Genomic DNA, 22,103 nt, shown 5'->3' on the forward strand with positions numbered 1-22,103 from the left:
CTGGTCTGGCGCGGGCCGTGCGCACCGCGCGTCCGCCAAGGCCCAAGCTGGGGAACGGGCGTGCAGAGCTGCGGCCTCTGCGTTATGATGAATTGATCATAACGATGGGATGGAACCGCCGATGCCGTCCAAGGCTCACCGGGCGCCGCTCGACCGCATCCTGATTCCTGCGGTACGGTGAGCCCATGTCGATGTTCCGCCGCTTCGTCTACCTGCTGGCCCTGGCGCGCGAGGGGCACTTCGGCCGGGCGGCCGAGACCTGCCACGTCTCGCAGCCCACGCTGTCCAACGCCATCCGCCAGCTCGAGGAGGAACTGCGCGTTCCCATCGTCGAGCGCGGACAGAAGTTCGCCGGCTTCACGCCGGAAGGGCTGAAGGTGCTGGAGTACGCCCGCCGCATCATCGCCGAGCGCGACGGCCTGCACCAGGAGCTGGCGGCGCTCAGCCAGGGGCTGTCCGGCCACCTGCGCATCGGCGCCATCCCGACGGCGCTGCCGGCGGTGCCGCACGTGCTGGCGCGCTTCGCCGAGCGCTACCCGCAGATCCGCTCCTCCATCGCCTCGCTCAGTTCGCGGGAGATCCAGCGCGACCTCGACACCTTCGAACTCGACGCCGCCGTGACCTACCTGGACAACGAGCCGCTCGCCAACGTGCGCACGGTGCCGCTCTATTCCGAGCGCTACTTCCTGCTGGCGCGCCGGGAGCAGGTGCCGGAGGGCGCGGCGAGCATCCCCTGGGCGGCGGCGGCGGAGCTGCCGCTGTGCCTGCTCACCCCCGACATGCAGAACCGCCGCATCGCCAACGCCGCCTTCCGCATGGCCGACCGCAGCGTGACGCCGCTGATGGAGACCAACTCGGTCGCCACGCTCTACATGGTCGTGCGCAGCGGCCCGTGCGCCGCCGTGGTGCCGGGCCAGCTGCTGACGGTGGTGACGCCGCACCCCGACCTCGTGGCGCTGCCGCTGATCGAGCCGGACCTGACCTACGCCGTGGGCCTCGCCTACGCCGACCGCGAGCCGCCTGCCCCGCTCGCCGCCGCGCTGGCGGCGGTGGCGGCGGAGGATTCGCTGGGCGCGCGCATCCGCGCCACCACGGCGGAGGCGCTGGCCCCCTGGCTGCGGCGATAGCGGAAGGCTATCACCCGATCAGAAAATGAAATTTGCCGACCCTCCCCAGCATCGGCGAAGCTGACTGTAGATCCCGCAAGCAAACGGGCAGTCACTTTTAAGAAGACCGGCCGCACGAGCGGCCGTGGGAGGAACCGTGCACGCTCGATCACCCTGGAATGCGGACCGCGCCGCGTCGATCATCGACGCCCACCGGCACCTGCGCGGCAACCTGCTGCCGATCCTGCACGCCTTGCAGGAGGAGTTCGGCTGCATCGACGAGGAGGCGGTGCCGCTGCTGGCCGGCGAACTCAACCTGTCGCGCGCCGAGGTGCACGGCGTCGTCTCCTTCTACCACGAGTTCCGCCGCACCCGGCCGGGCCGCCACACCATCAAGGTTTGCCGGGCCGAGGCCTGCCAGTCGATGGACTCCGACGGGCTGGTCGAGCACGCCCGCCGCCGCCTGAAGGTCGATCTCGGCGAGACCACCGCCGACGGCACCTTCACGCTGGAGTCCGTGTTCTGCCTGGGCAACTGCGCCCTGGCCCCGGCGGTGATGGTGGACGAGACGCTGCACGGCCGCGTCGATCCCCGCCGCTTCGACGCCATCGTGAGCGCGGAGGCCGGGCGATGAGCGAGCCGATGCACACCGTGTACGTTCCCCGCGACGCCGCCGCGCTGTCGGTCGGCGCCGACGCCGTGGCCGCCGCCATCCGCGCCGAGGCGGTCCGCCGCGCCATCCCCGTGCGCATCGTCCGCAACGGCTCGCGCGGCATGCTGTGGCTGGAGCCGCTGGTCGAGGCGGTCACCGACGCCGGCCGCGTCGCCTACGGCCCGGTGACGCCGGAGGACGTGCCGGCGCTGTTCGACGCCGGCTTCCTCTCCGGTGGCGACCACCCGCTGGGCCACGGCCCGACCGAGGCGATCCCCTACTTCGCCAAGCAGGAGCGGCTGACCTTCGCCCGCTGCGGCGTCATCGACCCGCTGTCGGTGGAGGACTACCGCGCCCACGGCGGCTTCCGCGGGCTGGAGCGCGCGCTCGCCATGACGGCGGACGAGATCGTCGCCGAGGTGACGGAGTCCGGCCTGCGCGGCCGCGGCGGCGCCGGCTTCCCCACCGGCATCAAGTGGAAGACGGTGCAGACCGCCCGCTCGGACGAGAAGTTCGTGTGCTGCAACGCCGACGAGGGCGACAGCGGCACCTTCGCCGACCGCATGATCATGGAGGGCGATCCCTTCCTGCTGATCGAGGGCATGACCATCGCCGGCCTCGCGGTGGGGGCGGAGCACGGCTACATCTACATCCGCTCCGAATACCCGCACGCCATCGCGACCATGCGCGAGGCGATCCGGCTGGCCTACGACGAGCGCTGGCTGGGCGAGGACATCCACGGCACCGCGCACAGCTTCCACCTGGAGGTGCGCGTCGGCGCCGGCGCCTACATCTGCGGCGAGGAGACCTCCATGCTGGAGAGCCTGGAAGGCAAGCGCGGCATGGTCCGCGCCAAGCCGCCGCTGCCGGCGCTGGAGGGCCTGTTCGGCAAGCCGACCGTGGTCAACAACGTGCTCTCATTGACCTCGGTGCCGGTGATCCTCGACAAGGGAGCGGCGTACTACCGCGACTTCGGCGTCGGGCGCTCGCGCGGCACGCTGGCCTTCCAGCTCGCCGGCAACATCCGCCACGGCGGCATCGTCGAGAAGGCGTTCGGCATCACGCTGCACGAGCTGCTCTACGACTTCGGCGGCGGCACCCGGACCGGCCGGCCGATCCGCGCGGTGCAAGCCGGCGGCCCGCTCGGCGCCTACCTGCCGCCGTCGCTGTTCGACCTGCCGAAGGACTACGAGGCGTTCGCCGCGCAGGAGGCGATGGTCGGGCACGGCGGCATCGTGGTGTTCGACGACAGCGTCGACATGGCCAAGCAGGCGCGCTTCGCCATGGAATTCTGCGCCGCCGAATCCTGCGGCAAGTGCACGCCCTGCCGGGTCGGCTCGGTCCGCGGCGTCGAGGTGATGGACAAGGTGATCGCCGGCGAGAACGTCGAGGCGAACCTCACCCTGCTCCAGGACCTCTGCGAGGTGATGCTGGACGGCTCGCTGTGCGCCATGGGCGGCATGACGCCGATCCCGGTGCGCAGCGCGCTCAAGCACTTCCCCGAAGATTTCCTCCGCGGCCCGGCGGCCATCGCGGCCGAGTGACCGAGCCCTCTCCCCCTGGGGAGAGGGTTGGGTGAGGGGGTCCGGCATGGCGGCCGTTTCCGGTCCCCCGCGATCCCCCTCACCCTGACCCTCTCCCCAGGGGGGAGAGGGGATGACAGATTCGATGAGGATTATCCCCATGAAGGACATCGACTACGGCACCCCGGCGCGCGAGTCCGCCACCCAGGTGACGCTCACCATCGACGGCCGCAGCGTGACCGTGCCGGAGGGCACCTCGGTGATGCGCGCCGCGAGCGAGGCCGGAATCTCCGTGCCCAAGCTGTGCGCCACCGACCATCTGGAGGCCTTCGGCTCCTGCCGCCTGTGCGCGGTGGAGATCGAGGGGCGGCGCGGCACGCCGGCCTCCTGCACCACGCCGGTCGCCCCGGGCATGGCCGTGTGGACGCAGACCGACCGGCTGGCCCGGCTGCGCCGCGGCGTGATGGAGCTGTACATCTCCGACCACCCGCTGGACTGCCTCACCTGCGCCGCCAACGGCGACTGCGAGCTGCAGGACATGGCCGGCGCGGTCGGCCTGCGCGAGGTGCGCTACGGCTACGAGGGCGAGAATCACAGGGCATCGGCGAAGGACGAGAGCAACCCGTACTTCACCTTCGATCCCGCCAAGTGCATCGTCTGCTCGCGCTGCGTGCGGGCCTGCGACGAGGTGCAGGGCACGCTGGCGCTGACCATCGACGGTCGCGGCTTCGATTCCAAGGTGTCGCCGGGCGCCCTTGAGAGCTTCATGGACTCCGAGTGCGTGTCGTGCGGTGCGTGCGTGCAGGCCTGCCCGACGGCGACGCTGACCGAGAAGTCGGTCATCCAGCTCGGCCAGCCGGAGCACAGCGTCATCACCACCTGCGCCTATTGCGGCGTGGGCTGCTCCTTCAAGGCGGAGATGAAGGGCACCACCGTGGTGCGCATGGTGCCGTGGAAGGACGGCGGCGCCAACGAGGGGCACTCCTGCGTCAAGGGCCGCTTCGCCTGGGGCTACGCCACCCACAAGGACCGCCGCACCCAGCCGATGATCCGCGAGACCACGGCCGACCCGTGGCGGGTGGCGTCGTGGGACGAGGCCATCGCCTACGCCGCCAAGCGCCTGAAGGCGGTGCAGGAGAAGCACGGCCGCGGCTCCATCGGCGGCATCACCTCCTCGCGCACGACGAACGAGGAAGTCTACGTGGTGCAGAAGATGATCCGCGCCGCGTTCGGCAACAACAACGTCGACACCTGCGCCCGCGTCTGCCACTCGCCGACCGGCTACGGCCTGAAGCAGGCGTTCGGCACCTCGGCCGGGACGCAGGACTTCAAGAGCGTCGACAAGGCCGACGTCATCCTGGTGATCGGCGCCAACCCGACCGACGGGCACCCGGTGTTCGGCTCGCGCATGAAGCAGCGCATCCGCAAGGGGGCGAAGCTGATCGTCGTCGATCCGCGCCGCATCGACCTCGTGCGCAGCCCGCACGTGGAGGCGGCGCACCACCTCCAGCTCCGGCCCGGCACCAACGTGGCGGTGCTGAACGCGCTGGCGCACGTCATCGTCACCGAGGACCTGGTCGACCACGCCTTCGTCGCCGAGCGCTGCGACCCGGCCGATTTCGCGGCTTGGGCCGCCTTCGTCGCCGAGCCGCGCAACAGCCCCGAGGCGGTGGCCGAGCGGACCGGCGTCCCGGCGGAGGAACTGCGCGCGGTGGCGCGGCTCTACGCCACCGGCGGCAACGCGGCGATCTACTACGGCCTGGGCGTGACCGAGCACAGCCAGGGCTCGACCAGCGTGATGGCGATGGCCAACCTCGCCATGGCGACCGGCAACATCGGAAGGTCCGGCGTCGGCGTGAACCCGCTGCGCGGGCAGAACAACGTGCAGGGCTCGTGCGACATGGGCTCCTTCCCGCACGAGTTCTCCGGCTACCGCGACGTCGCCGACGAGGCGGTGCGCCGGCAGTTCGAGACGGTGTGGAACGCGACGCTCGACCCGGTGCCCGGCCTGCGCATCCCCAACATGTTCGACGAGGCGGTGCACGGCAGCTTCAAGGGCCTGTTCGTCCAGGGCGAGGACATCGCGCAGTCCGACCCCAACACCCAGCACGTCCAGGCGGCCTTGGAGGCCATGGAGATCGTCGTCGTGCAGGACCTGTTCCTGAACGAGACCGCCGCCTTCGCGCACGTCTTCCTGCCCGGCACCTCGTTCCTGGAGAAGGACGGCACCTTCACCAACGCCGAGCGCCGCATCAACCGGGTCCGCCCGGCCATGCCGTCGAAGACCGGCAAGCACGAGTGGCAGATCCCCTGCGAGCTGGCGACCGCCATGGGCTATCCCATGCACTACGACGACGCGTCGCAGATCATGGACGAGATCGCGGCGGTGACGCCGACCTTCCGCGGCGTCAGCTTCGCCACGCTCGACCGGCTGGGCAGCGTGCAGTGGCCGTGCAACGACGAGGCGCCGGAAGGCACGCCGATCATGCACACCGAGCGCTTCATGCGCGGCCTGGGACAATTCGTGGTGACCGAGTACGTGCCGACGCCGGAGCAGGCCTCGCGCTTCTACCCGCTGATCCTGACCACGGGGCGCATCCTCAGCCACTACAACGTCGGCGCCCAGACCCGGCGCACCGCCAACGTGGCGTGGCACCCGGAGGACATCCTGGAGATCCACGCGCACGACGCCGAGCAGCGCGGCATCCGCGACGGCGACCTCGTCTCGCTGGCCAGCCGCATCGGCGCCACCACGCTGAAGGCGCGCGTCTCCGACCGGATGCCGCAGGGGGTGGTCTACACCACCTTCCACCACTCGGTCACGGGGGCCAACGTGGTGACCACCGAGAACGCCGACTGGGCCACCCAGTGCCCGGAGTACAAGGTGACCGCCGTGCAGGTGACCCGCAGCAACCAGCCGTCGGACTGGGAGCGCAAGCACGCTCCGGTCATCGAAACGGTCGCGGCGGAATAGGAGGGCGACGCCATGCAGCCCCTCGCCCACTCGCGCCCCGCCGAGGGCACCAGCTTCCCCACCGCCGCCAACCGGTCGGAGGTCATCTGGCTGGTGGCGGAGGAGGTGCCGGTCGCCTTCGAGTACAACCGCCGCGCCCACGCGGTGATGATGGCGACCCCGGCCGACCTGGAGGACTTCGCGCTGGGGTTCAGCCTGTGCGAGGGGATCCTGGGGGCGAAGGACGACGTGGACGACATCCGCGTGCGGCACGCGGCGGACGGCATCGTGCTGTCCATCGCGTGCGACCCGCTGAAGCTGCTCAAGGGCTCGCTGCGCCAGCGCTCCATGGAGGGGCGCAGCGGCTGCGGGCTGTGCGGGGTGGACAGCCTCGCCAACGTGCTGCGCCCGCCGCGCCCGGTGACGGCGACCTTCGCGCCGGATGCCGGCGCGGTGGCCGCCGCCTTCGCCCGCCTGCACGAGCACCAGCCGATGAACCGCGCCAACCGCTCGCTGCACGCGGCGGCGTGGTGCGACCCGTCGGGCCGCATCCGGATGGCGCGCGAGGACGTCGGCCGGCACAACGCGCTGGACAAGCTGGCCGGCGCGCTGGCCGCGGCCGGGCACGACCGCTCCGCCGGCTTCGCCGTGCTGAGCAGCCGGTGCAGCTTCGAGCTGGTGCAGAAGGCGGCAGCGGTCGGCATCCCGCTGCTGGCGACGGTGTCCGCCCCCACCGGGCTCGCGCTGACGCTCGCCCGCAGCGCCGGCATGGTCCTCGCCGCGCGCGCGCCGGGCGACGGGGTGATGCTGTTCCGCTGACCCGGCCCGCCGATCATGGAAGCTTCCATGCGCCGGCCGTATGACATTTTTGCCGGCGGGTCGATGAGGGTTCTGGCGCGCGGGGCATCCTGTGGCATAAGGGGCCCCTTCACGCCACCGGAACCCAGCCGCACCCATGATCCGTTTCGACAGCATCAGCAAGCAGAACAGCCACCGCATCCTTTTCCTGGACGCCTCCGCCGCGCTCAACCGGGGTGAGAAGATCGGCCTCGTCGGTCCCAACGGCGCCGGCAAGACGACGCTGTTCCGGATGATCACGGGCGAGGAGCTGCCGGACGCGGGGCAGGTCGCGATCGAGAAGCAGGTGTCGATCGGCTATTTCAACCAGGACGTCGGCGAGATGTCCGGCCGCAGCGCGGTCGCGGAGGTGATGGACGGGGCCGGGCCGGTCAGCGTCGTGGCGGCGGAGCTGGCGGAGCTCGAAGCGGCCATGGCCGATCCCGAGCGCGCCGACGAGATGGACGCGATCATCGAGCGCTACGGCGAGGTGCAGGCGCGCTTCGACGAGCTGGGCGGCTACGAGCTGGAGGGGCGGGCGCGGGAAGTGCTCGCCGGGCTCAGCTTCAGCCAGGAGATGATGGACATGGACGTGGGCGCCCTGTCGGGCGGCTGGAAGATGCGCGTGGCGCTCGCCCGCATTCTTCTCATGCGGCCCGACGCCATGCTCCTCGACGAGCCGAGCAACCACCTGGACATCGAAAGCCTGATCTGGCTGGAGGGCTTCCTGAAGGGCTACGAGGGCGCCCTGCTCATGACCTCGCACGACCGCGAGTTCATGAACCGGATCGTCACGAAGATCATCGAGATCGACGGCGGGTCGCTGAACAGCTACTCCGGCGACTACGGCTTCTACGAGCAGCAGCGGGCGCTGAACGAGCGGCAGCAGCAGGCGCAGTTCGAACGGCAGCAGGCCATGCTGGCGAAGGAGCTGAAGTTCATCGAGCGCTTCAAGGCCCGCGCCTCGCACGCCAGCCAGGTCCAGAGCCGGGTGAAGAAGCTGGAGAAGATCGAGCGCTTCGAGCCGCCGAAGCGCCGCCAGGTGGTGTCGTTCGACTTCCCGCCGGCGCCGCGCTCGGGCGAGGACGTCGTGGTCCTGAAGAACGTGCACAAGGGCTATGGCAGCCGGAGCATCTACGAGGGGCTCGACCTGACGATCCGCCGCAAGGAGCGCTGGTGCGTCATGGGCGTCAACGGCGCGGGCAAGTCGACCCTGCTGAAGCTGGTGGCGGGCGCCACCGAACCGGACGCCGGGACCGTCACCGTCGGCGGCAGCGTCAAGATGGGCTATTTCTCCCAGCACGCCATGGAACTGCTCGACGGCGACATGAGCGTGTTCGAGTCCCTGGAGGCGTCCTTCCCATTGGCCGGCCAGGGATCGCTCCGGGCGCTGGCCGGCTGCTTCGGCTTCTCCGGCGACGACGTGGAGAAGAAGTGCCGCGTCCTGTCCGGCGGGGAGAAGGCCCGGCTGGTGATGGCCACCATGCTGTTCAACCCGCCGAACCTCCTGGTGCTCGACGAGCCGACGAACCACCTCGATCTCGACACCAAGCAGATGCTGGTCACCGCGCTGGCCAACTACGAAGGCACCATGCTGTTCGTGTCGCACGACCGGCATTTCCTGGCGCGGCTGTCCAACCGGGTGCTGGAACTGACGCCGGAGGGCATCCACCAGTACGGCGGCGGCTACACGGAATACGTGGCGCGCACCGGGCACGAAGCGCCGGGCATCCGCGGCTGATCGGCGACCGCCGTCACCGCGGGGCCTCCGCCGCGGTGCCGATGGGAATCTCGGTCCGGAACACCGCCTTGTCGAAGGCGTCGATCAGCACGTCCAGGCGCAGCGCCCAGCGGCCGGCGATCGGCAGGTCCACCTCGGCCGTCAGGTCGCCGGGCGCGGCGGGCGTGAAAGAACGGCGCAGCGGCGCCACGCCGGCCGCCGGCAGCTCCGCCTCCAGCGCGGCCTCGTCGACCGGGACGGGCCGGCCGTCGGGTCCGTGCAGGTACACCCGCACCCGGTTGCGCCCAGGTCGGGCCGGCGTCACCTCGATCATCGCCATCCGCCCGCCCTGGGTGACCGCCGTCGCGTAGCCCTCCGGCGCCGCCGCGGCAGCGGCGAGCGCCCGGGGCGGCGGCGTCAGCGGGAACATCGCGGTGAGCAGCAGCAGCAGAGCGGCGAACGCCACCTCCGTCCAGACGCTGCGCCGCAGCGCGGACGCCGCCGTCCGGCCACCCGGATCGAGCGCCGGCGTCAGCCGAACCCGGTTGCGCGCCGCCAGCAGCAGCAGGCCCAGCACCACCACCATCTTGCCCAGCCAGATCCGGCCGTAGTCGGTGTCGAGGACGGCGCCGGGCGTGCCGATCTGCAGCAGCGACAGGCCCGCCCCCGCGGCGACCAGCACCGCCACGCCGGCCATCGCCAGACGCGAGAAGCGCCGGGTCAGCCGCGCCGCCTCCCCCGGCGGTTCCGTGCGCAACGCCACCGCCAGCGGCCACAGCGCGCCGATCCAGTACGCCGCCATCAGCCCGTGCACGGCCACCAGCGGCGCGCTCAGCCAGCGCGGCGGCGCCGTCGCCGCGTGGCCGGTGGCGGCCAGCGACGCCGCCCCCAGCAGCGCGCCGGCGACGAGCAGGACCCGGCCCGCGGCGTGCCGGGCCTCCAGCGCCAGCCCCGCCGCGGCGGTCAGCAGCGCCAGCAGCGCGACGCCGGCGCTGAGCCCGACGGTGCTCGCCACGCCGGTCGTCCAGGTGGCGGAGTCCACCAGGGCGGACGGCGGGCGCCCGGCCAGCACGGCGCCGCTCAGCCCGACCAACAGCACCGCCGCGACCGCCGCCGTCAGCAGCAGCAGGCACAGCCCGGGTTTCAGCCGCTCGTTGAGCGCCGACCACGGTCCCGACACCAGCACCAGGAACAGCCCGCCGCCGAGCCCGGCCAGCAGCGCGGCGTAGTGGACGGCGCGGACGACCACCGCCGCCAGCGCCGCGGACGCCGCGGCGTCGCCGCCCGCCGCGGTCCGCTCCGCCTGCGGCGCCACGCCGACGCCGAAGGTGATGGACCCGGCCGTCGGGTGCCCGTCGGCCGAGGTCACGCGGTAGCTGACCACGTAGGCGCCGTCGCCCAGGTGGTGCGGCAGGGCGAGCCGCACCGTCTCGTCGCTCGCCGCCAGCGGGCCGGATCCCGGCACGGCGCTCCCCGCCGCGTCGAGGATCTGGACCGCGATCGGCGCCACCGGCTCATTGAACCGCAGCACGACCTCGTGCGGCGGCGCGTCCAGCCGGGCACCGTCGGGCGGGACCGTCTCGCGCAGGACGGCGTGCGCCCACGCCGCGCCCGCCGCCCACACCAGCAGCAGGGCGCCCAGCAGGAGGGTCGGGAAGGCTCGGATCACACGCCGCACGGTCGTTCTCCTCAGAAGGCGGCGCGCACGCCGGCGTACACGCTGCGGCCGTCACCCGGATAGAAGACCTGGGTGGCGACGCGGCGCGCGTCGGTGATGGTGCCGACGTCGCTGACGTAGCGCTTGTCCGTCAGGTTGCGCGCATCGACGAACAGCAGCAGGCCGTTCTTCAGCTCCACGCCCGCCTGCACGCCCAGCAGCGTGTAGCCCGGCACGCGCAGCGTGTTCGCCTGGTCGGCCCAGGCGCCGGTCGGCACCCAGTCCACCGTCGGCGTCACGTAGACGCCGTCCGGCCGCGTGTAGGAGAACGAGGTGCGCAGCAGGTTCGTCGGCACGCCGGCGATGCGGTTGTTGCCGTACTGGCGGTCGTCCCGGAAGCGGAAGTCGCTGTAGTTCCACAGCTGGCCGATGGTGAACCGGTCACCGACGCCGGCGAGGTCGCGCGCCACCTCGACCTTGACGCCCAGCTCGATGCCCTGGTGCACGGTGCGGTCGGCGTTGAAGGTCGCCGCCGGGACGCTGGGGTTGGTGGTGAACTGCAGCATCTCGCCCTTGAGCGTCGAGCGGTACGCCGTCACGTCCCAGGCGAAGCGGCCCTTCTCGCCGCGGGTGCCCAGCTCCATGGTCCAGGCGCGCTGCGCCTGGAGCGGCACGAAGGCCGGGTTGCCGTTGGCCTGGGCCTGCGTCAGGTCGCTGAAGTCCGGCACGTCCAGGCTGCGGGTCACGTCGGCGAAGACCTGCACGTCGGGGTGCGGCTCCCACAGCACGCCGACCTTGGGGTTCAGGCCCTCGTACGTCTTTTCCGAGTTGCGGCGGGGGTTGCGGTTGTCGGTGAACTCGCGGGTGTCGCGCAGCAGCTTGGCGCCGGTCATCAGCGCCACGGTCGGCACGACGTACAGGCGGTTCTCGGCGTAGGCCTCCAGGTTGCGGGCCTCCTGCCGGGTGTCGGCGGTCTGGGCGCCGCGGTTGCCGTGCAGGTTGACGAACTGCAGCGCCTTGTTGGTGCCGGCGAAGGCGCGGGCGCCGACCACCAGCTCGTCCCGCATCCCGCCGACGGTGAAGCTCGTCGTGTAGCGGGGGCCGACGCCGTAGGTCCAGCCGTCCTGGTCGATGACCTGGAAGATCGGGTGGAACAGCTTCTTGTGGATCGCCCAGCTGTCGATGTCGAGCTGTCCGCCGTCGAGGTGGACCGTGGTGCGGTTGGCGACGCGCTGCGTCCAGGTCATGCGCGACTGGTCGCCGCTGAGCGCCGCCGGGTTGGCGATCCGCGGCCGGTTCAGCGCGTCGCCCAGGCTCAGCGCCCCCGGCAGCTTCTGGTCAACCACGTAGGCGCCGACGTAGAAGCGCGTCTCGACGTTCGGGTTGAAGCGGTAGCCGACGTTGCCGTTGAACAGCTCGCCCTGGCCCTGGGAATGGTCGCGGGTGCCGTCGGAGTGGCGGACGGAGCCGCTGACCAGGAAGTCAGCATCGCCCAGCACGCGCGACGCCTGGCCGCCGGCGGTGACGGTGCCGTAGCTGCCGCCCTCCAGCCGCAGCACGTTGGGGGCGATGGCGGTGTGCGCCGTGGGCGTCACGAAGTTGACCGCGCCGCCCAGCGTGGACGAGCCGTAGGCCAGCCCGTTGCCGCCGCGGAACACCTCGGTGTGGCGCAGCGCCAGCGGGTCGATCTGGTAGAAGTCGCCGCTGCCGTCGGCGAGGTTGACCGGGATGCCGTCCTGCAGGATCTCGATGCCGCGCAGGTGGAAGCCGCGCGACAGGCCGGAGCCGCGCACCGACAGGCGGATCTCCTGGCCGTAGCGGCTCTGCGCGAAGACGCCCGGGGTGTCCTTCAGCACGTCGCGCAGGTCGCGGGCCACCTGCCCCTTCTGGGATTCGGAGTCGATGAAGCCGACCGAACCGGGCGTGCGGTTGAGATCCTCGCGCGCCTGCGCGGGCGCCGGGACGGTCAGCGAGCCGCCGCCCTGGGCGTTGATGGTCATGGTGTCGAGCGTCACCGGGGGCGCGGTCTGGGCCGCGGCCGGGGTCAGCGCGGTGCTCATCATCAGAAGCGTCGCGAGCGCGGCGGCGCCGGTCGCGGTGGTGTGGCAACGGGTCACGGAGAGTCTCCCCTGGGGCCGGCGTCATGGCCGGCCGGATCGCGCGATGGATGGCTGTGCGGATGCTCCGGGGAGAGCGGAGGGCCGCGGGCGCGCGGGCGGCGGCGCGGCGGCCCCCGTTGCGGCGGCGCGGCGGCGCGGCGGCGGCGCAGCCGGCCATGGACGCGGGGAACGGGGACCGCACCGGACTCGACCGGCAGCGCCATCGGCGCCACGCAGCAGACGGCGCAGGCCGGGCAGAGGCTGTGGTGGTTTTGCCGCTCCGGCTCGTCGGGCCGCTCGCGCCCGTCCTCGTCGTGCAGGCACAGCGAGGCGGCCTCCGCCGCCGCCGAGACCGCCGCCGCCATCGCCGCGGCGGCCTGCACCGGCAGCCACGCCTGCAGCAGGAGCAGCAGGACGGCGAGCAGGACGGCGGGACGGCTGGGGCGCGGCATCGGCGTCACCGCAACGCGAACTGCACGGGCAGCACGACGTCGAGCCGATCGCCCGTCACGTCGTCCGGCATCGGCGGCATGGGTGCGGCGCGCTCGATCATGACGACAACCTGCCGGTCAAGGGTCTCGAAGCCGGAGCTGCGCTCGATCCGCCAGGACAGCACCGCCCCGTCGCGTGCCACGACGAAGCGCAGCAGCACGGTGCCCTCCTCGCGGGCGAGCCGGGCGGCGCGCGGGTAGACCTTGTGGCGGGCGAGCCGCGCCTGGAGCAGGGCCAGATAGTCCGGCGGCGGCCCGGCCGGGCGGATCGAAGCCGGAGCCAAAGCCGGAGCCGGGGCGGGCGGTGGCACCGCCGCCGGCTGCACGGGCGCGGCGCGCGGCACCGGCGCGGGTGCCGCCGCCGGGGGCGGGCGCTTCGCCGCCTCCGGCGGGCGCGGCTTGGCCGGCGGCGGCGGCACCATGGCCACCACCACAGGTTCCGCAGCCGGCGGCGGCGGGTCGTCCGCGACCGGCGGCGGTTCGGGGGGCGGCAGCTCGGCGACCACGGGTTCCGGTTCCGGCGGGGGCGGTTCCGGCGGGGGCTCCGGCGGCGCCTCGGCCACCGGTTCGGGCGGCGCCGGCGCGGGGGCGGGCGGCTCGGGCACGGCCTCGGGGGCCGGCTGCGTCAGGTCGATCTCGACGCGCACGGCGGCGGGCGCCGGCGGCACGGGCTTATACCCCGCCACCAGCACCGCGATCAGCCCGGCGTGCGCCGCGACCGAGAGGACCTGCGCCCAGCGGCGTCGAACCCAGCCCATGGCTCAGGGCGCCTTGCCCGGAGCCGATGAGGGGCCAGCCGGGCCCTCGGCCATCAGCGAGACGCGGGCGAAGCCGGCCTGGCTCACCTGCCCCATCACCTCCATGACCCGGCCGTAGCTGAGCGAGCGGTCGCCGCGCACGTAGACCACCGCATCCGGATCCTCCTTGGCGAGTGCCGCCAGCCGCGGCCCGACGTCGGCCGGCGCCAGCTCCTCGCTGCGCAGGAAGACGCGGCCGTCCTGATCGACGCTGACGACGACCGGCTGGCGCGGCTGGCTGATCTTCTGCGCCGCGGTCTTCGGCAGCTGCACCGGCACGCCGACCATCATCAGCGGCGCCGCCACCATGAAGATGACCAGCAGCACCAGCATCACGTCGATGAACGGCGTGACGTTGATCTCGGCCACCGGGCGGTAGGAGAACTCGTCCTCCAGCCCGGCGCCGGACCCGGAGCCCATCGGGGCGGCGCCCATCACTCGGCCGCCTTCAGGTGGCGTGCGCCCGTGCGCACCACGTGCCCGGCGAGCCGGCCGACGGCGACCGACAGCCGCTGCGACAGCCGGCCGAGGTCGCTGGTCAGCTTGTTGTAGGCGACCACCGCCGGGATGGCGGCGACCAGCCCGATGGCGGTGGCGAACAACGCCTCGGCGATGCCCGGCGCCACCACGGCGAGGCTGGTGTCGTTGGACGCGGCGATGGAGGTGAAGCTGTGCATGATGCCCCACACCGTGCCGAACAGCCCGACGAACGGCGCCGAGGAACCGACGGTGGCGAGCACCGGCAGGTGGGCGTCGAGGCGGCGCAGCTCCTCCAGCAGGGCGACGCGCATGGCGCGCTCCAGCCGTTCGCGCAGCTCGGCGCGGGTCTCGTTCACGTCGTGGTCGTGCCACTCGTGGCGGCCGGCGGCGACGAGGGCGGCGGGCAGGCCCGTCCCGTCCGCCGCCTCGAAGCCGCCGCCGGCGGCGACGGCCGCCTCGAAGCGGCGCGCCTGCGCCCTGGCGCGGGCCAGCACCACCGTCTTCTCCAGCACGATGGCCCAGCACGCCACGGAGGCGAGCAGCAGCAGGACCATCACGCCCTTCACCACCGGGTCGGCGGCCAGGAACAGGCCGACGACCGACAGGTCATGGTTCGGCATGGAATTCCCCTCCGGGGCTCAGCGGCCCTGCGGCTTCTCGATGAGCGTCAGGCCGGGGGCCGGCTCGCGGTAGTCGGCGGCGGTCTTGCCGGCCTCGGGGATCTCGATCCAGCGGTGCGCGCCCTTCTCGCACTCCTGCACGACGGGGAAGTACAGCACCGTGCTGGCCGGCTGCTTCGGCAGCACGACCTGGAAGACGAACTCGTCGTACCACGCGTCGGGCAGGCTGCCGCCGGTCCAGGCGATCTCGGTGACGCCGTGGGTGATGGTGCGGCCGTGCGATTCGTAGGCCTGGGCGTACTCGCCCTCCCTGGTCGCCAGCGACCAGCCGGGCTTGGGCATCGGCTTGGCGTTGACGACGCCTGCGGGCAGGCGGACGCGGATGGCGGTGGTGGCGGCGCCGTCGCAGCCGTGGCCGACCTTGAGGACGGCCTTGTAATAGCTGCCGGCCGGGGCCTCGCGGGTCTCCAGGACGACGTGCGCGGACGCGGTGCCGGCCGCTGCGGCCAGGCACAGGAACCCGGCGCCGAGCGCCAGGGCGTGGATGCGGTTCATGAATGGGCTCCGGAACAGGGGATCGGGCGGACGCACCTGTGGCGTGTCCGGCGTGGAACGATCAGACCTGTTGCGGGGCCGGCGGGGCGCGCGGGTTGCGCCCGGTCAGGAAGAACGGCTGCGGGCGGATGCCCGCCTCGGCCGGCAGAACCGCCATCCCGTACGCCACCGGCAGGGGCAGCGCGTCGGTCGGCGCCGCCTCCAGCCCGTGCGTGCCGAGCGCCAGACAGAACGCGCAGAGCTGTTCGTGCTCGTGGCTGGCGGGGGCCGGCGCCTCCGGCTGCCCGTGGCGGTCGCCGTGCTGGCCGTGCTGAACGTGAAGCGCCGCGGCGGCGTCCGCCCGCTGCTGGGCGGCGCGGCGGGCCGCCATGGCGAAGTCCGGGACGGTGGTCTGCACCACCACCGCCAGCACCGCCAGCCACGCCAGCAGCGCGCGCCCGAGGCCGGAACCGCGGGGCGCGGTCCTTCCGGTCGGTGCGGTGCGGGCACGGCGGCGGTCGGTCATGCGGCGGCGTTGCTCGGCGGCCTGAAGGGGACGTTACGGTCCCATCTCTAGCGACATGCATCCCGCCTGGTAATTGTCCAAGGTCAAGCGGGATCGTTGCAAATCATTCGCACGGCCCGGGCGCCTTGTCGAGTTGCCCGTTGCGTCAGGGCGCCGACCAGCGCAGCGGCACGGCGTCCTCCAGGAACACGCCACCGGTGAGGCGCACGCGCAGCAGCCGCTCGGCCCCGGCGAAGGCCTCCAGCTCGGGGCCGGACCAGAGCACCTCCGCCTCGCCGGCCAGCGACAGCAGGCCGCCCGCGGCGAAGTCGACGAACAGCAGCCCGGCGCGCGGGTTCAGCGCCAGATTGCCGAAGCTGTTGAAGAAGGAATTGCCGCGGAAGTCCGGCACGGTGAGCACGGTGCGCCCGTCCTCCTCGTCCACCCGCACGAAGCCGGGCGGGCCGCCGCGGTGCGACGCGTCGACGCCGGCCGGCGCCGCCGTGGCGAGGAAGAAGGTGTCGGCCCGCGCCACCAGCGTCCGCGCCGCAGCGGACAGCAGTGGCCCCTCCGGTCGGGCGACCGGGCGGGACGGACGGCCGGTGGGCACCGGCGCGCGCGCTTGGATGTACTGCGCGCAGTTGCCGAAGCTCTGCCCGACGCGGATCGTGAGGCCGCCGGCGTCCGCCCGCTCGATGCGGCCGTTCATGCGGTTGCGCCGCCGGGTCTCCAGCTGGATGCCGAGCAGCCCGACCTCCGCCCCGGCGACCAGCCGGCCGTGCAGCGGATCGCCCGGAACCGGCTGCGCGCCGAGCACCAGGGTGTGGGCGTCCGGCGTCGTTACGAACCCCGGCGCCCCGGCCAGCAGGGTTGCCCGCGGCCAGCCCTGGCCGTCGAGCGCGCCGACGATCATGAAGGGCAGCTTGCCGAACAGCTCGCGGTGCTGGTCGGGCATGTGGTCGCGGATGCCGCGGCGGCCGGCGTGCTCGACCCGGTCGCGCACGCCGGCACGCTCCTGGAGCATCCGCTCGCCGGAGTGGAAGGGGGAGTCCACGGCCGCCTCCCGCTAGACGGCGGCCGGGACGGCGGAGCGCCGCATCGGCACGAAGCCCGGCAGCGCCTCGACGCGCGCCAGCCACGCGCGGATGTTCGGGTAGGCGTCGAGCGCCACCCCGCCCTCCGGCGCGTGCGCGGTGTAGCTGTAGAGCGCCACGTCGGCGATGGTCGGCGCGTCGCCGGCCAGGAAGACGCTGTCGGCCAGCTGCCGGTCGAGCACGGCGAACAGCTGCGCGGCGACGCTCTTGCACCGCTCATGGTCCAGCGCGGCCCCAAACACCGTGACCAGACGGGCCGAGGCCGGTCCGGACGCGAGCGGGCCGGCGGCCACCGACAGCCAGCGCTGCACCCGCGCGGCGGTGACCGGGTCGCGCGGCAGCCAGCGCCCGGCCTCGTCGTAGCGGCCCGCCAGATAGACCAGGATGGCGTTGCTGTCGGCCAGCGTCACGTCGCCGTCCTCGATCACCGGAATCTGGCCGAACGGATTCATGGCGAGGAACTCCGGCCGCTTGTGCGCGCCGCCCCGGAGGTCGACGTCGATCGGCTCGACCGGCAGGCCGAGCAGCGACAGCATCAGCTCGACACGGTGCGCGTGCCCGGACAGCGGGTGGCGGTGGAGGCGGATGGGGGTGCTCGGCGCGGCCATGAACGGATCTCCCGGTGCGGAGGGTTGCGGTGACGACACCCTATTCCTTTCGCCCGACGTCGATAATCGGCACTGTTGACAATGCATCGTTTCAGATCCTGAAATGACGGCATGGACCATCTGACCGCGATGCGGGTGTTCGTCGCCGTGGCCGAGGAGAGCGGGTTCGCGCCCGCGGCGCGGCGGCTGGCGCTGTCGACTCCCAGCGTGACGCGCGCCGTGGCGGCGCTGGAGGAGCGCATCGGCGCCCGCCTGCTGCACCGCACCACGCGCATCGTGCGCCTGACCGAGGCCGGCGCGCGCTACCTGGGCGACTGCAAGCGCATCCTGCACGAGATCGCGGAGGCCGAGGCCTCGGCCGCCGGCACCCATGCCGAGCCGCGCGGCGAGCTGACGGTGACGGCGCCGGTGATGTTCGGCCGCCTGCACGTGGCGCCGGTGCTGTTCGACTTCCTGGAGGAGCATCCCCACGTCACGGCGCGCCTGCTGCTGCTCGACCGCGTCGTCGATCTGGTGGAGGAGGGGATGGACGTGGCGCTGCGCATCGGGCAGCTGCCGGATTCCACGCTGCGGGCGGTGCGCGTCGGCACGATGCGGCGGGTGGTCTGCGCCGCGCCGGAGTATCTGGCGCGGCGCGGCGTGCCGCAGCGGCCGTCGGACCTGGAGCGCATGGACGTGGTGGAGTTCTCGCCGGCCGGCACGTGGCGGGAGTGGGGCTTCCCGGCGGGGGCGGCGGCCGAGACGGTGACGCCGCCGGCCCGGCTGGTGGTCAACACCGCCGACGCGGCGGTCGCGGCGGCGGTGGCCGGGCGCGGGCTGACGCGGGTGCTGTCCTACCAGATCGCCGACGAGCTGCGGGCGGGCCGCCTCGCCATCGTGCTCGCCGAGTTCGAGCCGCCGCCGGTCCCGGTGCAGCTCGTGCACGCCGGCGGGCGGCGCGCCTCGGCGAAGGTCCGGGCCTTCGTCGATCACGCCGCGGCGCGGCTGCGGGCGGCGCTCGCCGCCACCCGCACGCTGGCGGCGCCGGTCAGCGGGCCTTCGCCGGATCGCCGTACTGAACGGCCTGCCCCTCCGCCGGTGCCTTGATCCCGAACCGGCCGGCCGTCTGCCGCAGGGCGTCGCGGTCCTTCTGGATCGCGACCAGGCTGGTGATCGCGAAGGTCGCCAGCTCGCGGGCGGGGGTGTTGGACGCCTCCGTCTGGTAGAGATCCACGATGCGGTCATGGATGCGGAGCTGCGCCTCGATATAGCCCTTGGCGAACGCCTCGCCGCTCGCCCCTTTCAGGGTGTTGACCGCGTCCCGCGCCATGTCCTCGTGGGCGTTCGCCGGGTTGGTCACGGCCCCGGCGGCGCCCATGGCGTCGGTCCGCTCGGGCTTGAGCGCGTCGGCGGGCGGCAGGGGGTGGCCCTGGGCGAGGCCCTTGAGCTGCTCGGCGAGCTTGCGGTGGGTGTCGGCGATCCCCTGCGCCATCGCCTTGAACGCGTCGTCGGGGGCCTTCTCGGCGGCGAGCCGCCCGAGCTCCTGCTGCCCCTGGCTGGCGGCCGTGGCCTGCCGGAGGAACAGCGCGTCCTCCACCGGCAGGGCCTGGCCCGGCTGCGGGGGCACGCGCGGGTTCGGGTCCGGCCTCAGGTTGGCCTGCGCCCAGGCCGGGCCGGACAGCGCGGCGAGGACGACGAGGACGGTGGCGGAGAGCTTGCTCATGACGGCTCCTTCACCAAGTCGGTGGCGGTCGGGCGACGGGCGGGACGCTGGCGCATGCCGTCACCCCATTGTGAATTCAGCGACCCGCAGCAAGGCCTTCCGGACCTCGGGGTCGTCGGTCAACGGCTCGATCATCGCCGAGAGGATGGCCTCGCCGAGCGGCATGCCGGAGCGGATCAGCGTGGCGCAGTAGACCAGCAGGCGGGTGGAGACGCCCTCCTCCAGGTCCTGCCCCTTGAGGTCGCGCAACGCGTTGGCCAGCCGCACCAGCGGCACGACCCGGCCGGGGGGCAGCCCGCTTTCCCGCGCCACGATGTCGACTTCGGCCTCCGGTTTCGGGAAGCCGAACTCCATGGCGACGAAGCGCTGGCGGGTGGAAGGCTTGAGCGCCTTCAGAACGTTCTGGTAGCCGGGGTTGTAGGACACCACCAGCATGAAGTCCGGCGGGGCTTCCAGCAGCTCGCCGGTGCGCTCGAGCGGCAGCAGGCGGCGGTCGTCGGTCAGCGGGTGCAGCACGACGGTGACGTCCTTGCGCGCCTCCACCACCTCGTCCAGGTAGCAGATGGCGCCCTCGCGCACCGCGCGGGTCAGCGGCCCGTCCGTCCACACGGTGTCGCCGCCCTTGATGAGGTAACGCCCGGTCAGATCGGCGGCGGTCAGGTCGTCGTGACACGACACGGTGTAGAGGGGGCGGCCCAGCCGGGCCGCCATGTGCGTCACGAACCGCGTCTTGCCGCAGCCGGTCGGCCCCTTCAGCAGGAGCGGAAGCCGGTTGCGATGCGCGTGCTCGAACAGCGCCACCTCATTGCCGGCCGGCGCGTAGAACGGGACGGCGTCCATGCCGCTCATTCCGCCGGCGCCACCGAGGGCTGGGTGCGCGCGGGCACCTGCTCCCGGACCGGCCCGAAGACCGAGTAGATGAACAGCAGCGCCGAAACCGCGACGAACACGCCCGATCCCAGCCGCATCCAGTAGAACAGGGTCAGCTGCTCCTGGACCTCCATGTACGTGAGCCCCATGACGCGCTGCAGGTGGATCTGCACGACGCCGGCGAAGGTCAGGGTGAACGTCATGAAGGCCATGGCCGACGTCATGATCCAGAAGCTCCACATGTTGAGCACCTGGTTGTACGGGTACCGCCCGCGCAGCAGCGGCAGGGCGTAGGTGATCATGGTCAGGTTCAGCATGACGTAGGCGCCGAAGAAGGCGAGGTGGCCGTGCGCCGCCGTGACCTGCGTGCCGTGGCTGTAGTAGTTGACGAAGGACAGCGTGTGCATGAAGCCCCACACGCCGGCGCCGAAGAACGCCATGACCGGCGTGCCCAGGGCCCACAGCATGGCGGCCGTGTTGGGGTGGTCGCGCCGGCCCCGCCACGCCATGCTGAAGGTGAACAGCACCATGGCGAAGAAGGGCGCCACCTCCAGCGTCGAGAACAGCGAGCCGATCCACTGCCAATAGCCCGGGGCGCCGATCCAGTAATAGTGGTGGCCGGTGCCGAGCAGGCCTGAGAACAGCGCCAGCCCGACGATGGAGTACAGCCACTTCTCGACGACCTCGCGGTCGACGCCGGTCATCTTGATGACCAGGAAGGCCAGGATGGCCGCCATCACCAGCTCCCACACGCCCTCGACCCACAGGTGGACGACGTACCACCAGTACAGCTTGTCCAGCGCCAGGTTGGTCGGGTTGTAGAAGGCGAACAGGAAGAAGATGGCGATGCCCCACAGGCCGAGCAGCAGCACGTTGGTGACCGCCGTCTTGCGGCCCTTCAGCACGGTCAGCGACACGTTGTAGAGGAAGATCAGCGCGGCCACGACGATGCCGGCCTTGACCCAGAGCGGCTGCTCCAGGAACTCGCGCCCCTCGTGGATGCCCAGGGTGTAGCCGACGACCGCCCCCAGCGCCCCGACCAGCAGGATGACCAGCTGGACGTAGGCCAGCGTCGGGCTCAGGATGTCGCGCTCCGCCTCCTCCGGAATCAGGTAGTAGGCCGAGCCGAAGAAGCCGAGCAGGAGCCACACGATCAGCGCGTTGGTGTGGATCATCCGCAGGATGTTGAAGGGCAGGATCTCGGACAGGAAGTTCGGCAGGACGTAGACCGTCCCGGCCAGCGTCCCCACCAGCACCTGCACGACGAACAGCGCCATCGCGCAGGCGAAGTACCAGTAGGCGATGCGTTGGGTGGCGTATTTCATCGGGTGCCCCTCCCCTTCAGCCCGCGTTGTTCGGTGGCCAGCCCTGCGTCTTGATGCGGCTGGTCCATTCGAGGAAATCGACGAGGTCGTTGAGTTCCTGTTCGGTCAGGTTGAACTGCGGCATCTGGCGGCGGCCTTCGACCCCGCTCGGCTGCGCCTGCATCCACGCCTTCAGGGCCGCCCGCGCGCTCTCGGCGTCGTCCCGCCCGCCGTAGCGGACCCAGACGTTGCCGAGTTCCGGGGCGAAATAGGCCCCCTCGCCCAGCAGCGTGTGGCAATTGATGCAGGAGTTCCGTTCCCAGACATGCTTGCCGCGGGCGACGCCGTCGGACAGCGTGGCCTCGTCGGTGCTGGTGGTCCGCATGTAGTAGTGACTGTGCACCGTCAGCGCGACGAAGGTGACGAAGAAAAACAGCGAACCGCCGTAAAAAATGTTGCGCGCGGCCGATTTCGTGAAGCGCTCTGCCATCGCTGCACCTCGAGGTTGGACGCCTTCCGGCTTTTTTCCATTGAAGCGTCAAACAGCCGAG

At 72.1% G+C, this 22,103-nt stretch carries 21 protein-coding genes; 7 read left to right on the top strand and 14 right to left on the bottom strand.

Annotated features, from left to right (window positions below):
* The first annotated feature begins 185 nt into the window (after window positions 1-185).
* The 6 genes from ACRWK7_RS22450 (at window position 186) to ACRWK7_RS22475 (ending at window position 8,812) form a co-directional block, all read left to right on the top strand.
* Entirely contained in the window at window positions 186-1,127 is a 942-nt protein-coding gene (locus ACRWK7_RS22450; protein WP_431858530.1) for a LysR family transcriptional regulator, read from the top strand.
* A gap of 136 nt (window positions 1,128-1,263) precedes the next feature.
* On the top strand, window positions 1,264-1,740 hold the full coding sequence (locus ACRWK7_RS22455; RefSeq protein ID WP_431858531.1) for a formate dehydrogenase subunit gamma: 477 nt from the start codon (window positions 1,264-1,266) through the stop codon (window positions 1,738-1,740).
* Complete coding sequence (locus ACRWK7_RS22460) at window positions 1,737-3,302, top strand: formate dehydrogenase beta subunit (RefSeq protein ID WP_431858532.1); 1,566 nt, start codon at window positions 1,737-1,739, stop codon at window positions 3,300-3,302. The genes ACRWK7_RS22455 and ACRWK7_RS22460 overlap by 4 nt, the downstream gene beginning before the upstream one ends.
* Window positions 3,303-3,441: 139 nt before the next feature.
* Window positions 3,442-6,255: a formate dehydrogenase subunit alpha gene (gene fdhF / locus ACRWK7_RS22465; RefSeq protein ID WP_431858533.1), complete on the top strand. Its 2,814-nt coding sequence runs from the start codon at window positions 3,442-3,444 to the stop codon at window positions 6,253-6,255.
* 12 nt (window positions 6,256-6,267) lie between these two features.
* Complete coding sequence (gene fdhD, locus ACRWK7_RS22470; protein ID WP_431858534.1) at window positions 6,268-7,053, top strand: formate dehydrogenase accessory sulfurtransferase FdhD; 786 nt, start codon at window positions 6,268-6,270, stop codon at window positions 7,051-7,053.
* 136 nt (window positions 7,054-7,189) lie between these two features.
* Window positions 7,190-8,812 (top strand): ABC-F family ATP-binding cassette domain-containing protein, encoded by a 1,623-nt coding sequence (locus tag ACRWK7_RS22475; protein ID WP_431858535.1) that lies wholly within the window; start codon window positions 7,190-7,192, stop codon window positions 8,810-8,812.
* A gap of 13 nt (window positions 8,813-8,825) precedes the next feature.
* Here the strand turns inward: ACRWK7_RS22475 and ACRWK7_RS22480 are convergent, their stop codons facing one another.
* The 10 genes from ACRWK7_RS22480 to ACRWK7_RS22525 all read right to left on the bottom strand — a co-directional run bounded on the left by ACRWK7_RS22480 (window position 8,826) and on the right by ACRWK7_RS22525 (window position 17,676).
* Window positions 8,826-10,469: a copper resistance protein CopC gene (locus ACRWK7_RS22480; RefSeq protein ID WP_431858536.1), complete on the bottom strand. Its 1,644-nt coding sequence runs from the start codon at window positions 10,467-10,469 to the stop codon at window positions 8,826-8,828.
* A gap of 11 nt (window positions 10,470-10,480) precedes the next feature.
* Window positions 10,481-12,565, bottom strand: coding sequence for a TonB-dependent receptor family protein (locus ACRWK7_RS22485; RefSeq protein WP_431858537.1), 2,085 nt, complete (start codon window positions 12,563-12,565; stop codon window positions 10,481-10,483).
* Window positions 12,562-12,999: a hypothetical protein gene (locus ACRWK7_RS22490; protein WP_431858538.1), complete on the bottom strand. Its 438-nt coding sequence runs from the start codon at window positions 12,997-12,999 to the stop codon at window positions 12,562-12,564. Before ACRWK7_RS22490 ends, ACRWK7_RS22485 begins: the two co-directional genes overlap by 4 nt.
* A gap of 5 nt (window positions 13,000-13,004) precedes the next feature.
* Window positions 13,005-13,796, bottom strand: a complete 792-nt coding sequence (locus ACRWK7_RS22495; RefSeq protein WP_431858539.1) for an energy transducer TonB family protein — start codon at window positions 13,794-13,796, stop codon at window positions 13,005-13,007.
* Between the two features lie 3 nt (window positions 13,797-13,799).
* Window positions 13,800-14,270 (bottom strand): protein TolR, encoded by a 471-nt coding sequence (tolR, locus tag ACRWK7_RS22500; protein WP_431858540.1) that lies wholly within the window; start codon window positions 14,268-14,270, stop codon window positions 13,800-13,802.
* Window positions 14,270-14,935 (bottom strand): MotA/TolQ/ExbB proton channel family protein, encoded by a 666-nt coding sequence (locus tag ACRWK7_RS22505; RefSeq protein ID WP_431858541.1) that lies wholly within the window; start codon window positions 14,933-14,935, stop codon window positions 14,270-14,272. Before ACRWK7_RS22505 ends, tolR begins: the two co-directional genes overlap by 1 nt.
* Before the next feature lie 18 nt (window positions 14,936-14,953).
* Window positions 14,954-15,490 carry a YcnI family protein gene (locus ACRWK7_RS22510; protein WP_431858542.1) on the bottom strand — a complete coding sequence of 179 codons (537 nt, stop codon included), beginning with the start codon at window positions 15,488-15,490 and terminating at the stop codon, window positions 14,954-14,956.
* A gap of 61 nt (window positions 15,491-15,551) precedes the next feature.
* The gene (locus tag ACRWK7_RS22515; protein WP_431858543.1) at window positions 15,552-15,995 is read right to left on the bottom strand and encodes a DUF2946 family protein; all 444 of its coding nucleotides are present in this window, start codon (window positions 15,993-15,995) and stop codon (window positions 15,552-15,554) included.
* Window positions 15,996-16,140: 145 nt separating this feature from the next.
* Complete coding sequence (locus tag ACRWK7_RS22520) at window positions 16,141-17,028, bottom strand: pyridoxamine 5'-phosphate oxidase family protein (protein ID WP_431858544.1); 888 nt, start codon at window positions 17,026-17,028, stop codon at window positions 16,141-16,143.
* Window positions 17,029-17,040: 12 nt separating this feature from the next.
* On the bottom strand, window positions 17,041-17,676 hold the full coding sequence (locus ACRWK7_RS22525; protein WP_431858545.1) for a glutathione S-transferase family protein: 636 nt from the start codon (window positions 17,674-17,676) through the stop codon (window positions 17,041-17,043).
* A gap of 111 nt (window positions 17,677-17,787) precedes the next feature.
* Between ACRWK7_RS22525 and ACRWK7_RS22530 the strand changes: the two genes are divergently transcribed.
* Window positions 17,788-18,762, top strand: coding sequence for a LysR family transcriptional regulator (locus tag ACRWK7_RS22530; protein ID WP_431858546.1), 975 nt, complete (start codon window positions 17,788-17,790; stop codon window positions 18,760-18,762).
* On the opposite strand, the gene ACRWK7_RS22535 is transcribed toward ACRWK7_RS22530, so the two are convergent.
* From ACRWK7_RS22535 to ACRWK7_RS22550, 4 genes are read right to left on the bottom strand one after another with little or no spacing between them, the layout of a single operon-like run.
* Window positions 18,704-19,378, bottom strand: coding sequence for a DUF4142 domain-containing protein (locus tag ACRWK7_RS22535; protein ID WP_431858547.1), 675 nt, complete (start codon window positions 19,376-19,378; stop codon window positions 18,704-18,706). The two genes, ACRWK7_RS22530 and ACRWK7_RS22535, sit on opposite strands and share 59 nt — an antisense overlap.
* A gap of 60 nt (window positions 19,379-19,438) precedes the next feature.
* Complete coding sequence (locus ACRWK7_RS22540; protein WP_431858548.1) at window positions 19,439-20,218, bottom strand: CbbQ/NirQ/NorQ/GpvN family protein; 780 nt, start codon at window positions 20,216-20,218, stop codon at window positions 19,439-19,441.
* A 5-nt stretch (window positions 20,219-20,223) separates the two neighbouring features.
* Window positions 20,224-21,573 carry a cbb3-type cytochrome c oxidase subunit I gene (locus ACRWK7_RS22545; RefSeq protein WP_431858549.1) on the bottom strand — a complete coding sequence of 450 codons (1,350 nt, stop codon included), beginning with the start codon at window positions 21,571-21,573 and terminating at the stop codon, window positions 20,224-20,226.
* A gap of 16 nt (window positions 21,574-21,589) precedes the next feature.
* Window positions 21,590-22,042: a c-type cytochrome gene (locus tag ACRWK7_RS22550; protein ID WP_431858550.1), complete on the bottom strand. Its 453-nt coding sequence runs from the start codon at window positions 22,040-22,042 to the stop codon at window positions 21,590-21,592.
* Window positions 22,043-22,103: the final 61 nt, after the last annotated feature.

It is taken from the genome of Azospirillum sp. (assembly GCF_050789165.1).

Excerpts from the sequence above, each read along its gene's own strand:
- ACRWK7_RS22450 (WP_431858530.1), top strand. The coding sequence starts at position 186 with ATGTCGATGTTCCGCCGCTTCGTCTACCTGCTGGCCCTGGCGCGCGAG.
- ACRWK7_RS22460 (WP_431858532.1), top strand. The coding sequence starts at position 1,737 with ATGAGCGAGCCGATGCACACCGTGTACGTTCCCCGCGACGCCGCCGCG.
- fdhF (WP_431858533.1), top strand. The coding sequence starts at position 3,442 with ATGAAGGACATCGACTACGGCACCCCGGCGCGCGAGTCCGCCACCCAG.
- fdhD (WP_431858534.1), top strand. The coding sequence starts at position 6,268 with ATGCAGCCCCTCGCCCACTCGCGCCCCGCCGAGGGCACCAGCTTCCCC.
- ACRWK7_RS22475 (WP_431858535.1), top strand. The coding sequence starts at position 7,190 with ATGATCCGTTTCGACAGCATCAGCAAGCAGAACAGCCACCGCATCCTT.
- ACRWK7_RS22490 (WP_431858538.1), bottom strand. The coding sequence starts at position 12,999 with ATGCCGCGCCCCAGCCGTCCCGCCGTCCTGCTCGCCGTCCTGCTGCTC.
- ACRWK7_RS22495 (WP_431858539.1), bottom strand. The coding sequence starts at position 13,796 with ATGGGCTGGGTTCGACGCCGCTGGGCGCAGGTCCTCTCGGTCGCGGCG.
- tolR (WP_431858540.1), bottom strand. The coding sequence starts at position 14,270 with ATGGGCGCCGCCCCGATGGGCTCCGGGTCCGGCGCCGGGCTGGAGGAC.
- ACRWK7_RS22505 (WP_431858541.1), bottom strand. The coding sequence starts at position 14,935 with ATGCCGAACCATGACCTGTCGGTCGTCGGCCTGTTCCTGGCCGCCGAC.
- ACRWK7_RS22510 (WP_431858542.1), bottom strand. The coding sequence starts at position 15,490 with ATGAACCGCATCCACGCCCTGGCGCTCGGCGCCGGGTTCCTGTGCCTG.
- ACRWK7_RS22515 (WP_431858543.1), bottom strand. The coding sequence starts at position 15,995 with ATGACCGACCGCCGCCGTGCCCGCACCGCACCGACCGGAAGGACCGCG.
- ACRWK7_RS22525 (WP_431858545.1), bottom strand. The coding sequence starts at position 17,676 with ATGGCCGCGCCGAGCACCCCCATCCGCCTCCACCGCCACCCGCTGTCC.
- ACRWK7_RS22530 (WP_431858546.1), top strand. The coding sequence starts at position 17,788 with ATGGACCATCTGACCGCGATGCGGGTGTTCGTCGCCGTGGCCGAGGAG.
- ACRWK7_RS22535 (WP_431858547.1), bottom strand. The coding sequence starts at position 19,378 with ATGAGCAAGCTCTCCGCCACCGTCCTCGTCGTCCTCGCCGCGCTGTCC.
- ACRWK7_RS22540 (WP_431858548.1), bottom strand. The coding sequence starts at position 20,218 with ATGGACGCCGTCCCGTTCTACGCGCCGGCCGGCAATGAGGTGGCGCTG.
- ACRWK7_RS22545 (WP_431858549.1), bottom strand. The coding sequence starts at position 21,573 with ATGAAATACGCCACCCAACGCATCGCCTACTGGTACTTCGCCTGCGCG.
- ACRWK7_RS22550 (WP_431858550.1), bottom strand. The coding sequence starts at position 22,042 with ATGGCAGAGCGCTTCACGAAATCGGCCGCGCGCAACATTTTTTACGGC.